The 13,614-nt window shown below is 38.1% G+C and carries 15 protein-coding genes; 8 read left to right on the top strand and 7 right to left on the bottom strand.

Annotated features, from left to right (window positions below; genetic code table 11):
- The first annotated feature begins 362 nt into the window (after positions 1-362).
- The 7 genes from KYH19_RS12030 to KYH19_RS12000 all read left to right on the top strand — a co-directional run bounded on the left by KYH19_RS12030 (position 363) and on the right by KYH19_RS12000 (position 7,642).
- Entirely contained in the window at positions 363-965 is a 603-nt protein-coding gene (locus KYH19_RS12030) for an LURP-one-related/scramblase family protein (RefSeq protein WP_219075293.1), read from the top strand.
- A gap of 204 nt (positions 966-1,169) precedes the next feature.
- On the top strand, positions 1,170-2,906 hold the full coding sequence (locus KYH19_RS12025) for an ABC transporter ATP-binding protein (RefSeq protein WP_219075292.1): 1,737 nt from the start codon (positions 1,170-1,172) through the stop codon (positions 2,904-2,906).
- Complete coding sequence (locus KYH19_RS12020) at positions 2,890-4,650, top strand: ABC transporter ATP-binding protein (protein ID WP_219075291.1); 1,761 nt, start codon at positions 2,890-2,892, stop codon at positions 4,648-4,650. Before KYH19_RS12025 ends, KYH19_RS12020 begins: the two co-directional genes overlap by 17 nt.
- A gap of 65 nt (positions 4,651-4,715) precedes the next feature.
- Positions 4,716-5,606 carry an SMP-30/gluconolactonase/LRE family protein gene (locus tag KYH19_RS12015; protein WP_219075290.1) on the top strand — a complete coding sequence of 297 codons (891 nt, stop codon included), beginning with the start codon at positions 4,716-4,718 and terminating at the stop codon, positions 5,604-5,606.
- A 480-nt stretch (positions 5,607-6,086) separates the two neighbouring features.
- Positions 6,087-6,377: a hypothetical protein gene (locus KYH19_RS12010; RefSeq protein ID WP_219075289.1), complete on the top strand. Its 291-nt coding sequence runs from the start codon at positions 6,087-6,089 to the stop codon at positions 6,375-6,377.
- 159 nt (positions 6,378-6,536) lie between these two features.
- On the top strand, positions 6,537-6,725 hold the full coding sequence (locus KYH19_RS12005; RefSeq protein WP_090503206.1) for a cold-shock protein: 189 nt from the start codon (positions 6,537-6,539) through the stop codon (positions 6,723-6,725).
- A gap of 245 nt (positions 6,726-6,970) precedes the next feature.
- A complete protein-coding gene (locus KYH19_RS12000; RefSeq protein WP_219075288.1) occupies positions 6,971-7,642 on the top strand; it encodes a hypothetical protein in 672 nt (223 codons plus the stop codon).
- A 1-nt stretch (position 7,643) separates the two neighbouring features.
- Here the strand turns inward: KYH19_RS12000 and KYH19_RS11995 are convergent, their stop codons facing one another.
- From KYH19_RS11995 to KYH19_RS11975, 5 genes are all read right to left on the bottom strand, one after another.
- Positions 7,644-7,985: a hypothetical protein gene (locus tag KYH19_RS11995; RefSeq protein WP_132401398.1), complete on the bottom strand. Its 342-nt coding sequence runs from the start codon at positions 7,983-7,985 to the stop codon at positions 7,644-7,646.
- Between the two features lie 495 nt (positions 7,986-8,480).
- The gene (moaCB, locus tag KYH19_RS11990; RefSeq protein WP_219075287.1) at positions 8,481-9,389 is read right to left on the bottom strand and encodes a bifunctional molybdenum cofactor biosynthesis protein MoaC/MoaB; all 909 of its coding nucleotides are present in this window, start codon (positions 9,387-9,389) and stop codon (positions 8,481-8,483) included.
- 1 nt (position 9,390) lies between these two features.
- Positions 9,391-9,834 carry a molybdenum cofactor biosynthesis protein MoaE gene (locus KYH19_RS11985; RefSeq protein ID WP_219075286.1) on the bottom strand — a complete coding sequence of 148 codons (444 nt, stop codon included), beginning with the start codon at positions 9,832-9,834 and terminating at the stop codon, positions 9,391-9,393.
- Between the two features lies 1 nt (position 9,835).
- The gene (locus KYH19_RS11980) at positions 9,836-10,942 is read right to left on the bottom strand and encodes a ThiF family adenylyltransferase (RefSeq protein WP_219075285.1); all 1,107 of its coding nucleotides are present in this window, start codon (positions 10,940-10,942) and stop codon (positions 9,836-9,838) included.
- 5 nt (positions 10,943-10,947) lie between these two features.
- A complete protein-coding gene (locus KYH19_RS11975; protein ID WP_219075284.1) occupies positions 10,948-11,181 on the bottom strand; it encodes a MoaD/ThiS family protein in 234 nt (77 codons plus the stop codon).
- Between the two features lie 67 nt (positions 11,182-11,248).
- Here KYH19_RS11975 and KYH19_RS24370 point away from each other — a divergent pair, with 67 nt between their 5' ends.
- The gene (locus KYH19_RS24370; protein WP_219078926.1) at positions 11,249-11,317 is read left to right on the top strand and encodes a hypothetical protein; all 69 of its coding nucleotides are present in this window, start codon (positions 11,249-11,251) and stop codon (positions 11,315-11,317) included.
- Between the two features lie 367 nt (positions 11,318-11,684).
- On the opposite strand, the gene KYH19_RS11965 is transcribed toward KYH19_RS24370, so the two are convergent.
- On the bottom strand, positions 11,685-12,425 hold the full coding sequence (locus KYH19_RS11965; protein ID WP_132401383.1) for a sulfite exporter TauE/SafE family protein: 741 nt from the start codon (positions 12,423-12,425) through the stop codon (positions 11,685-11,687).
- 3 nt (positions 12,426-12,428) lie between these two features.
- Entirely contained in the window at positions 12,429-13,607 is a 1,179-nt protein-coding gene (gene glp / locus KYH19_RS11960; protein ID WP_219075283.1) for a gephyrin-like molybdotransferase Glp, read from the bottom strand.
- Positions 13,608-13,614: the final 7 nt, after the last annotated feature.

The following is a 13,614-nucleotide window of genomic DNA, read 5'->3' as shown; positions in this document are numbered from 1 at the left end:
TCTTCAATGGCTTTTGCTACAAAGGTAGTAATGTTTAGTTGCAAATTGGTTTTAAATGACTGGAGATAATTTTAGTTGTAGTAAACCATCTTTTATATGCCCTTCGACTCCGCTCAGGGTGACAAACTGTGGAAGATTTTCGCTGCTATCCGCGTTTATCTTTGGAGGGTCGTCATTGCGAGGCACGAAGCAATCTTAAAGCGTACGCAGGTAGCGATCATTGTAAGATTGCTTCGTCGGCTGAAAAAGCCTTCTCGCAATGACAATCCTTCTTGGCCCATGCGCTACGGAGTGCAGCTACTTCAAATAGGAATGAAAAAAAATATATATTTTAGCAGCTTATCTAAAATTCAATCTATAATATGAACAAGCAGATTCCTCCATTTTTTTTAAGCGACGAATATTTTATTGATGAGAAAGTAAACTTTTTAAAGTTTGCGAACGAGTACAAAGTTTATAACGATCAGGGCACTCAGATCGGGATTATTAAACAGCGTATTTCTGGCTGGCACAAGGTTCTAACCTTATTGGTTGATAAGCGAATGATGCCTTTTAAATTAGAAATTACTGATATAAACGATCAGTTACAGGCAACCATTACCAGAGGCTGGACATTCTGGATGTCGAAAATTCTTGTTACCGATCCGCTTGGTGTTGAAGTGGGTATTATTAAACAAAAATTTAAATTATTTAAACCAACTTTTACCATTTCGAGTCCAACTTCTGGGGAGGAGATTGCAAAAATATCTGGCGATTGGAAAGCCTGGAACTTTACCATCACTAACAATGCAGGTGTCGAAATGGGCAAAATAAGTAAAAAATGGGCTGGTGCTTTGAAAGAGGTTTTTACCACAGCCGATAAATACAATGTTTCTATCGATCCCAGTTATGCAGAAAGTAATCAAAAAGTTGCGATTGTGGCCACTGCCATCACCATTGATATGGTTTTGAAGGAGAGTAAATAAATGGGTTAATTGTTTAATCGTTGAATGAGAGAATGATTGAATGATAAAATGAGTGGATGATTGAATGTTTGGAAGAATGATTTAATAAAAATCACCAAACATTCAATCACTCAAAATTCAATCATTCTCCAATTAATTATTTTCTCATTTAATCATTTCTTTGGGCTAAATTTGGAACCTACAATTTAAGGTATCTTCATTGATATGGAAAAAACCAAAGAAGCCAAAAAGCCGAGTATTTTCAGTTTACTTGGAAACTACAAAGGCTTAATTTTTATGCTAATCCTGTTTGCGCTGCTCAGTAACGGTATCAACTTACTTTTACCAAAGATTATTGCCAGTGGTATCGATTCGTACACCAATAAAACTTTCAATCTTCAATCCATACTGCTTCAGTTTTCGCTGGCCATTGTTCTGGTTTTTATTTTTACTTATTTGCAGAGTATTGTGCAAACCTATGCTTCTGAACGTGTGGCAAGAGATTTAAGAACCAGGCTATCTGATCAGATTTCGAGACAAAGCCATGCCTACATTATTCAGGCTAACCCATCAAAACTGCTTACCAACCTTACTGCCGATGCCGATTCGATTAAAATGTTTGTTTCGCAGGCTATTGTATCTATCTGTTCGTCTATATTTTTAATTGTTGGCGCAAGTATCCTGCTCTTAATGATTAACTGGAAACTGGCACTTTGCGTAATTGCGATTGTGCCAATTATTGGCGGCGCGTTTTTTTACGTGTTAAGCAAGGTAAAAGTGCTTTTCAAAAAGAGCAGGGAAGTGATCGATTGGTTAAACAAAGTAATCAGCGAAAGTATTTTAGGTTCGGCTCTGATACGGGTAATCAATTCTCAAACTTTAGAATACCATAAATTTTTAGATGCAAATGCCAAAGCGAGAGATTTAGGGATATCCATCCTGCGAATGTTTGCAGCCTTGATTCCGGTTATTGTTTTTACAGCCAATTTATCTGGTTTGTGCATTTTGGTGCTGGGTGGTCATTTTGTAATTACCAACTCGATGACCCTGGGAGAGTTTACCGCTTTTAGCAGTTACCTCACACTCATTATCTTTCCCATTTTGGTAATCGGTTTTATGAGTAATGTTATTGCACAGGCTACGGCATCTTATCAAAGAATAGAAAGTGTACTCAACGCGGCAGAGATCAACCATCCGGGTACATTAACTTCACAGTTAAAGGGCGATGTCGAAGTGAAAGATATTAGTATGAATTTCGGCCAGAAACCAATTTTAAAATCAGTTTCATTTTCTGCCAAGGCAGGTTCTAAAACGGCCATTATTGGGCCTACAGCTGCAGGAAAAACGCAATTGCTTTATATTTTAACAGGTTTGATTGATGCTGATTCGGGAGTGGTATTGTTTGATGGTGAAGAGATTAAACAATACAAGCAAGAGAATTTTCACCAACAGGTTGGTTTTGTATTTCAGGATAGCATCATGTTTAACATGAGCATTCGGGAAAATATTGCCTTTAGCGATACTGTTACAGACGAATCGTTGGCGAAGGCCATTGCTACTGCTGAACTTAAGGATTTTGTAGATGCTTTGCCAGACCAGTTAAATACGATTGTTTCAGAACGGGGGAACAGTCTTTCGGGTGGACAAAAACAGCGGATTATGTTAGCAAGAGCCCTGGCTGTAAATCCGAAGATTTTATTACTGGATGATTTTACTGCCCGTGTTGATACCAATACCGAGAAAAGAATTTTGGCGAATATCCAGCAGAATTATCCGGGTTTAACTTTACTTTCTATTACCCAAAAAATAGCTTCTGTTGAACATTACGACAAAGTGATCTTGCTGATGCAGGGCGAAATCATTGCAGAAGGAACCCATCAGGAATTGTTGAAAAGCAGTCCTGAGTATGTTCAGATTTACAATTCACAACAGAGCACCAGTAATTATGAACTACAATCTTAACCAGCTTAGTGCCAGGCAGGAAAAGCAATCGACTTATAAAGCGCTGAAAAGCCTGCTTAAACTCATTTCAGCCGAACGTAAAAACCTGTGGCTGGCACTGATTGCTATTTTAGTAAATTCAGGTTTATTGCTTTTAGGACCGTTATTGGTTGGCCATACGGTTGATACCTATATTCGCACCAAACAATTTCATGGTGTGCTTATTTTTGGCGGTATCTTGCTGGTGATGTACATGATGGCCATGGTTACCGGTTACATCCAAACCAGGTTAATGGGCGGAATAGGCCAGCGGATGTTATACACTTTACGCAATTCCATTTTTAATAAATTACAGGAATTACCCGTTTCGTTTTTTAACCAGAACAAAGCCGGTGATCTGATTTCGAGGGTGAATAATGATACAGATAAACTGAACCAGTTTTTTTCGCAATCGCTAATGCAGTTTATCGGTAGTATCGTAACCATGATTGGTGCCGGTATTTTCCTGCTTTCGATTAACCCTGAACTTGGCGCGGCAACACTTTCGCCAGCGGTGGTAATCGTTCTTTTTACAGTGGCTTTATCGCCCTGGGTAAAAGGAAAAAATGCTAAAAATTTAAAAAGTGTTGGCGGAATGAGCGCTGAAATACAGGAAAGCCTGAACAACTTTAAAGTAATTATCGCCTTTAACCGCAGGGATTATTTTAGGAAACGTTTTAACGAAGCCAATACCGAAAACTATAAAACAGCGATTGGTGCTGGTTTAGCCAATAATATTTTTGTCCCTATTTACGGGCTATTATCGAGTATTGCGCAATTAATTACCTTACTATTTGGTATTTATTTAATTTCTAAGGGCAATTTTACCCTGGGTTTATTGGTGAGTTATATTTCTTACACCACTAATTTTTATAATCCGCTGAGGCAACTGGCGGCTCTTTGGACTAGTTTCCAGGTCGCTATGGCTGGTTGGGACAGGATATCGCAAATCCTTTCGTTAGAGAGCGACTTACAACAGGTTAAAACCGATGAAAATATTACTTCTGATGCTTTGCTTGAGTTTAAAAATGTTCATTTTTCTTATGATGATAGCAAAGAAATCCTGCATAATATCAATTTAAGATTCGAAAAGGGTAAAACTTATGCTTTAATTGGACCAACCGGAGGTGGGAAAACCACAACTGCTTCATTAATTTCACGATTATACGATGCTACAAAAGGTACTATTTTATTAAATGGTAAGGATATCAGGTCATTTTCTGCAGAAGAACGAACACAAAAAATCGGTTTTATATTGCAAGAGCCATTTTTATTTACGGGAACTGTAAAAGAGAATATTTTGTACGGTAATAGTCAATATAAAGAGGTTAGTGATGAAAAGCTGGAGAGAATAATTGAAGAAGCTAACCTCAACGCACTTTTAGCCATATTTGGTGAAGGGCTAAATACGCAGATTACTTCAGGATCAGACAGTATCAGTTTGGGCCAGAAACAGCTGATTGCTTTTATGCGTGCGGTGCTTAGAAATCCTGAATTATTGATTCTTGATGAAGCTACAGCAAATATTGATACGATAACCGAACAACTTTTAGGCAGTATTTTAAATAAACTTTCGAAAGAAACAACATTGGTAATTATAGCCCACCGTTTAAATACGATCGAAAATGCTGATGAAATTTATTTCGTAAATGAAGGGGAGGTGCAAAAGGCCGGAACGCTGAACGATGCATTAAATATGTTACTAAAAGGCAAGCGGGTAAGTTAATATCTTTACGTATAGACCTCGCAGGTTTTAAAAACCTGCGAGGTCTGATCAAATAATTAATACAAATGAAAAAATATTTCTTTTCTCTAGCTTTTTTGGGCTTAGGCTTAGCTTCTTTTGCACAAAGTGTAGAACAAAACATTTTTGTGCAGGACAGTTTAAAATTGATTTCTGCACAGTTTAAGTTTACCGAGGGGGCTTCTGTTGATAAACAAGGAAATGTTTTTTTTACTGATCAGCCCAACGATAAAATCTGGAAATATGATATTAATGGCAAACTGAGCCTATACATGGATAAATCAGGTAGGGCAAATGGAACTTATTTTGATAAAAAAGGGAACTTAATTGTATGTGCCGACGAAAATAACCAGATCTGGTCTATCGATAAAAACAAGAAAATAAAAGTACTCTTCAGTGATTATGAAGGAAAAAAAGTAAATGGTCCAAATGATATCTGGTTGGATGCTAAAGGCGGGATATATTTTACCGACCCTTATTACCAACGTGATTACTGGACAAGGAAATCGCCCGAAATTCAGGGACAAAAGGTGTATTATCTGCCGAAAGGGAAAAAAGAAGCAATCATTGTCGCTGATGATGTAATTAAGCCAAACGGTATTGTGGGTACGCCAGATGGTAAATTATTGTACATTGCCGATATGGGGAACAATAAGACCTACCGTTATGCCATTGGCGCAGATGCCAAATTATCTGACAGACAGCTGATCGTTAACCAGCATTCTGACGGGATGACTTTAGATAACAAAGGAAATATCTATTTAACCGGAAAAGGAGTGGATATTTACAAACCTACAGGCGAAAAAATTGCTCATATTAATGTACCTGAAGAGTGGTGTGGTAACATTTGTTTCGGAGGAAAAGATAAAAACCTACTATTTATTACGGCCTCAAAATCGTTGTATGTTATTCCGACTAGTGTAAAAGGAGTGGAGTAATATTTTATTAAGGCCGTTTAACTTGTATAAAGCCCAAATAATAACGATGAACTGAACTGGAAAAAAAAATCTGTTCAGTTTATTCAACCCCTAAAAATATAAATCGCATTAATTAGTTTTGAAATTCCTACTTATAGGGATAGACGACTATGAAAAAGCCCTCTCAGGATTGAAGGGCTTTTCTACTTTTTTATCTATATCATTTTCATTCTTAAAGCGCACATTGGTAGCGATTGTTGTAAGATTGCTTCCCCGAAAATCGGGGCAGGCTGTCGGCTGAAAAGCCTTCTCGCAATGACGATCTTTCGGAGAGATTTATTTCTACTGTCATTATTGTTGATTTATATAGATTATCCTTCAAGGCGACAGATCATTAAGTCGGATCATTTTCATTCCTAAATTGTATAGGTCCTGTTACAATTAATCTAATATGAAATAATTTTTTAAATTAGCATATATCAAAAAAAACCTGATAAGCTTATGGAAAATCTAAAAGAAGAAACCAAAATCAAAGCTTTCCTCATCAGGATAAAAACAGAGTGGCCAGGAGTGGTAGAACGCTTTGAGTTTAAAACAGGCAGTGTAATTTACGTTCATTTAAAGGAAGGCATATCGAGTATGGATTTTCTTGGTAAACTTTCCAGACAGGTAGAACGTTTTGTAGATTTCAGTATGCCAATCATCTTGTATCACATTGAAAGTGATGGCATGAATTTAAGGTCACATCCGATAAATTGGTACTCGCCCATTACACAGAGAAAAACTTTTTAATGTGTTAAACATGTTTGTTAATACCTTAAACTGTAAAATGGCAGCCATAATCTTTGCCATTTTAATCTTTTTTTGCATAATTAACAATTTTGTTGGTCAGTAATTTGGGTTTTTGGGTTTTAATCCTATTTTTGGTTTTAATTTAAAACATCCAGTATAATGAAAAACGGAACAGTAAAATTTTTTAACTCAGAAAAAGGCTTTGGTTTTATCAAAGAAGAAAACGGATCTGAGATTTTTGTGCATGCATCAGGTCTGATTGACGAAATCAGAGAAAATGATACAGTTGAATATGAAGTTCAAGAAGGCAAAAAAGGCCTTAATGCAGTGAAAGTAAGAGTTGTTTAATTCTTCCCCAAAAGATTTTGAGCAGGATTTAGTCCTGCTTTTTTTTTTGGCCCAAAGTTCGGTATCCACCTATTTAATACTGTGATTTATTTATGGTCCAAAATGTCTAAAAAATTTCTTTCTCATTTCTAGCTAATTACCTTTTTAAAATATTTTAACCACTATTTACATACTTGTTTTGTGGATTGGATTTTTATTTTTGCTATGGTCGATCTATCCGGCCAAAACCAAACAAATTAAATTTTTTGCAACTCTCTATTTTTTCAATTCAGGAACCTGTTAGCAGCAACAAAGCCCTAGACCGGGGCACATTTATGGCCGCAGCACAATTTGTAACGGCACTTAACTTTGCTGACGAATTTGAGCTTTTAAGTTTATCGGCTATAAACACTCAGTCGCGTAATGCCAAAAAAGGCGGGCTGGTATTTGTACGTAATGGCAAACTGAAAATGCATCCCGAAATTTATGATCATTTAGCACTGATATCAATATCTTCTATCTGTGCAGGAAGTGTTTATTTCCACGGCAGAGATAAAATTGCGGAAGAAATTATAAACCTCCCTTATAGTGACGGCCTTTTAAATCTGGAGGGTGCAGAAGAGGATTATATGGCTTTTAAACGTTTGTGCAGCCCTGTATCGCGGTTTTTTTTGCTACAGGCTAAGAAAGTGCAATGGTCTGCAATCCTATCTGCCTTTCGGTTTTTTATGATGGAAGGCATTTGGGATGTGGTTAATTTTGTTGCTCATGCGCTCCACCAGGCTGATGCCGATGTACTTGCCTGTGCACAATTATTAGAAAATATGCAAAAAGAAAAATGGTATCCAGGTTTTTATCAGTCGCTTCAGAATTTTAGAGCCTCACGTTATCCTTTAAGTAAAGCTGGCTTAGCATCAGAATTGCCAGAGATGTTTTAAATTATTTCAGATAATTTTCTAATAAAGCACTTATGTCCTCTCCAAGAGCTCTATTTCCCATATTATTGAGTTTTTGTTGAGAAGAATTGTGCTTTTCAATATAGGTAGCCTCTGTTTTATTAAATTTAAGATAACCCTGTTCAAAATAACGTTCTTCAATTTCGGTAGAAGAATCCATCGATCTGAACCATAATTTAATTAACGACCCTGTAATTTTATCAAAGTATAGCCAGTGGTAAATCGCCTCTGCATCTGCACCATCAGGCAGGCCAAGACGCTGAATTTCCACAATAGCAGTATCAGAATTTTGGAAAAAGTATAAAATCTTGTATTTAGACGACATGCGGCAAAAATAGAACTTAATTTTTTATCGCAAAAAGATTTTGCTGTTTAGATTTAATATTGTTTGAACGAATCGTCTTTCCCGCACAGGCGGGAATCTTAAAGCTTATTGCATTACGATTCCCAATAATAGAATACGGGTTGATTGGAACGATGCTCGTTGGTACAGGATCTGTGATCTTGACCTTTGACCTCCGGATTTGTAATCCGGTGTATAGGTGCAAAGCATTGCTGCAATAATTTGAAATCCTGTTTAGCTTAAAGATTCTTCACTGCGTTCAGAATGACATATCGGTAGAGGATTGAAAATCCAGATTAACTCTGCTCGTTGGTCAGGATCTGTGATCTTGACCCTTGTTCTGCGGATTTGTAATCCGTGTATAGTAAGCATTGCTGCAATAATTTGAAATCCTGTTCAGCTTAAAGATTCTTCACTGCGCTCAGAATGACAGATCAGTAAAGGATTACAAATCCCGACTAACAATAAGTATAAATATTAATGTTTCTCGCCTTTAATCACCTTAAATAAATGCAAAACCTGTGGGAATAGGGCATCTATGCTTTCTTCTACACCACTTTTTGAACCTGGGAAGGTAAGCACCAGTGTTTCTCCTATAAAGCCTGCCACACCACGCGAAAGCATGGCATAAGGCATACGCTCCTGTCCGTAACGACGAGCTGTTTCCATGATCCCTTCGATATTCCTGTCTATTAAAGGTGCAATGGCTTCGGGAGTTAAATCCCGGGGTGAAAGTCCCGTTCCTCCTGTAAAAATGATTAAATGATAACCATGTTTGCTCAATTCGCTGGCTTTATCGCGTATGATATTCATTTCGTCTGGTACGATTTCATATTTCTCTGCATTGATATCCCATTGAGTGAGCCTTGAAATAATGGCTTTGCCAGAACTATCCTGTGATTTGTTTTCAAAAATAGAATCTGAGCAGACCACAACTGCAGCTTTTATTTCAGGAAATCTGGCATTTTTAAGGTCAGATTTCCCTCCGGATTTTTTTAAAAGTTTAATATTTTCTATTTCAACACCTTTATCAATCGGTTTTAACATATCGTACATGGTTAAAGCCGTAACCGAGGCGCCATGCATGGCTTCAACTTCAACACCTGTTTTATAAATAGTATGTACTTCTACCATAATAATAATGGTTAAACCCACAATTTCGTAGGTAATGGCGGTATATTCAATCGGAAGAGGGTGACAATCCGGAATTACATCACTCGTTTTTTTTACCCCGAATAAGCCGGCTGCACGGGCGAATTCGAATACATCGCCCTTAGGTATTTTGCGCTGTTCAACGGCATCAATAGTTTCCTGCTTCGATACTTTTACCGTAGCGGTCGCAATAGCAATCCTTAAAGTGTTGGATTTTTTTGTGATGTTTACCATGTTAGATATTTTCTTTCCACTGATGGGTTTCGTCTTCGAATATTTCTTTTCCCCAGATCGGTAATTCTGCTTTTAACCGGTCTACCACTTCACTACAGGCCGCTATTGCAGGTTTACGGTGTGCTGACGAAGTGAAAACAAAAAGGCAGATTTCGCCTGTTTTAACTGTGCCTAAGCTGTGGTAAATATGTAAGCAATGGAGTGGATATTTTTCGAAGATTTCCTCCCTGATCTGATGCATCTTTTCGAGGGCAAGGTCTTCGTAGGCGGTATAGGCTATCGCTGCAACACATTTACCGTCAATTTCATCTTTTCTCACCTGGCCCATAAAAATACTATGACCACCAATAGCTGTTTTGCTGTTGTGTTTGGCAATACTGTCGGCTATAAAAGCAGGTTCGATTGGGCCATCTACAAATATGTTTGTTATCTTTTTTTCGCTCATGTCAGTGTTTGAGAAAATGATCTCTCCATTTTACAATACCACCTTTTAAACTGTATATTTTTTTTGCATCGCCATATTTTTCCTGCATGGCCTCTGCAGCAGCTACACTTCTAATACCGTGCTGGCAGATTAAAACGACATGTTTTTGGTAAAACTCTTTATTCATAAAAGCACCAAACTCCGACATCGGTACTTGTGTAAAGATCTGTTTATCCAAAACGGGTACTTCGTGTTTTTCCCGTACATCGATTAAAATTATAGAGTCTAACTGCTGAAGTTTCACCAGTTCGCTGGCATCAATTTCTATATATCCCTGTGGTCCTTCGCTCGTATCCTGATAATCCATATTTAAAAATTCATCAACTGTTTTAGGCAGGGTATAACCGCCTCCGTGACTGATGTTGATGGTATATTGTTCTTGTGTAAGTAAGCTGTAACTTAAAATTTTATTGGTGAGCGGCTGCCCGATTTTGGCAATCAATTTAATGGTTTCTGCGGCTGCCATGGTACCCAATATGCCTGGTAATATACCTAAAACGCCATTTTCGGCACAATTGGCTACTTCTCCTTTATCGGGTGGAACGGGGAAAATATCACGGTAATTGGTGCTGGGCGTTAAATGATCAGGGGTGTTAAATATGGCCAATTGCCCCTCAAAAGCCGAAACTGCAGCAAATATAAGCGGTTTGTTCAATAATGCACAGGCATCGTTAATCAGGTATCTGGATTCAAAATTGTCGGTACCATCCAATATGTAATCGTATCTGGATAGAATATCAAGGATATTATTTTTCTGTAAACGGATGGGATGGCGGATGATCCCGATCTGAGTATTCATTTCCTGCAGGCGTTTTGCCGCAACCTCTACTTTCAGCTTTCCGATATCAGCCGTAGTGAAAAGAATCTGTCTATGTAAATTAGATAATGAAATGGTATCATCATCAACAATTCCAATGTGGCCAATGCCGGCAGCAGCCAGGTATTGCAACGCAGGACAGCCTAAGCCACCTATGCCAATAACAAGGATTTTAGCCCTTAAAAGCTTTTGTTGTGCTTCCTCCCCAAATCCTTTAAGGATAATCTGTCTGTTGTAACGCTCTGCACTCATATTGCTTAACCCCCTGAAAATGGTGGCATTATGGCTATTGTAGCCTGGTTTGTAATTTGGGTATTCTGTTGCACAATATTTTTGTTTAGGGCAAGTTTGTATTTTGTGCCTTTCAAGGCTGGAAAGCGATCTTCGAGGTATTGTTTAAAGGCATCGGTATCAGCAATGCCATCAACTTCAATTTTTTGATTATTAATGAATTCGGTAATTTGACCGAAACTGATGATTTCAATTTCCATGCTGCTAATTTACCTGTAAGATGCTGATTTTACTTAATCCTTTTACAAATCTTCTTCCTGTTGCGAAATCACTGGGCGTAATAACGGCTATATCTCCTTTTTCAGCCTTTGCAGGATTAGCTTCATAACCTGTTAAAACCATCAGTTGATTTCCTGTAGGTGAATTAAAAATTTCGTTCCATGAGTAGACCACTTTATAGTTATCAGTTGCAGTAAAAACCAGATAATATTCGCTCAGTGCTTTTGGAGAAGCAGCATCTATTTCTACTTTGGCCAAAATATCTTTCAAAAGTACACCTTTAATGTTTTTTATACTGCCTTTATGTTGCATCAAATGGTTAAAAATCGTCATACTATCCAGATTAACGGATTTATAAGTACTTAAATTGTCTAAAGTAACTGTTAATGGAGCTTTAATCTTTCCTTCGATTGTAAATTGCTTGCTCTCTTGTGCATTTACAGCAAAACTTAAAAATAATAAGCCGATGGTCAGGAATTTCATATTATGCATGTGTAAAGAGTAATTTATAGGCGGCCAGTGCCAATACACAGGCCAGGACATTTTTTAAAACAGTTTGCGGGAATTTTAGCGCACCAAAATAAGCCCCGCAAAGGCCACCAACGAAAGCCACGCCAACATAAGTGAGCATGTGGCTATTAAATTCGAAGCCTTTAATGAGTTGACCACCTAAGCCAGCAACCGAATTAACAAAGATGAATGCTGCGCTAATGGCTGCGGTCTGTTTTTGATCTGTCCATTTTAAAAGCAATAGGATAGGAGAAAGGATAATCCCTCCGCCGATACCGATCATGCCCGAAAGTAAGCCAATAATACCGCCAATGGCAAGCGATAGTGGAATATTTGATGATTTGAAATCTTTTGAATCGGTATTTTTAAAGAAGAAAAAACGGATGACCGGGATGAGTAAAAGCAGGCCTAAAATCCTTTTATAAATGGAACTTTCGATCATCATCATACCACCCACAAAAGAGAGTGGGATAGAAGCAAGTGCAAAAGGCCAGAAGGTTTTCCACTTAAAATGACCACCACGGTAAAACTGGATAAATGAAGTGGAAGAAACAAACAGATTTAATAATAATGCTGTTGGCTTCATAATGGCTGGAGAAATGGCAAAAATGGCCATCAGCGCAAGGTAGCCGCTTGCCCCACCATGCCCGACTGAAGCATATAAAAAAGCAACAATAAAAAGTAAGCAGTAAAAGAGAAGAAAACTTTCTTGCATGGTTTAGTTTGGTAAAATCATTACGGTTAGGATGTCACCTTGTTTAAAATGTTCTTTTGTTTCATCCAGGCAGATCAGGCAATTGGCCTGTGCAAAGGAGCTTAACCGGTAAGATTCCTGTGCGCTGAGAGGTGTAACCTTCCCGTTTTCATATTTGCCTTTAAGGAAATGTGTAAGCCCCGCAGGTTTTGAATAGCCATGTGTGAGCTCGGCCTGGACCTCAATTACACTATTATTTTTATGGGATAATGCTTTAATAGCTGGCAGCACATAATTATAATAACAACTCAATACAGATGAAGGGTTACCCGGAAGTCCGAATATTAATTTTTGATCTTTTGTGCCAAAAAACAAAGGTTTGCCGGGTTTCTGTTTCACCTTATGGAAAACCTGTTTGATGCCACAAGATGAAGCGGCTTCTATTACAAAATCATAATCGCCTACACTTACACCTCCCGTTAGCAGGACAACATCACTGTTTTCTACTGCATTTTGTAATACGTTTTTAAGGATTTCCAGATCATCATCTGCTTCGTAAACAGCAATTTGTTCAATGCCTTCATATTTTAAAGCCGCCGATAGAGAATAGGAATTCGATTCGTACACCTGTCCAAATTCGAGGGCTTTTCCCGGTTGTTGTAATTCTTTTCCCGTTACAATAACCGAAATCTTTGGCATGGGGTAAACACTGACTTCGTTAACACCAATCCCGGCCAGAAAGCCAATGGCAGCAGGACTAAGCAGATTTCCACGTTCCATCGCCAATGCGCCAGCCGTAATTTCTGAACCTTTATCCCGTACGTTTAAGCCAATCTTTAAATTGGGATCTTGTAAGGTGATTTTCCCATCTGTACGTGTGATTTTTTCCTGCATCACCACAGTATCGGCACCTTTAGGTAGCGGAGCTCCTGTAAATATTCTACTGGTTTCGCCGTTTTGTATGGCAATCTTATTTGCCGTTCCTGCGGCCATTTCGCCGATTAAGGCGAGCTCTTGTTCGTGATCTGCGAACTTAATGGCATAGCCATCCATAGATGACTGGCTAAATGCAGGAATATCGTATTTCGCATAAATATGGGCTGCAAGAATGTGTCCTGATGCCTTAGCCAAATCAATTGAAATGGGGTTTAGTGCTGTGATGTGTTGAGAAATGAGATCTTTTGCTTCTTTAACGCTGATCATGAAAATT

It is taken from the genome of Pedobacter sp. D749, from assembly GCF_019317285.1.
Classification (GTDB): domain Bacteria; phylum Bacteroidota; class Bacteroidia; order Sphingobacteriales; family Sphingobacteriaceae; genus Pedobacter.
This window is presented reverse-complemented; position numbering and strand designations above follow the sequence as displayed.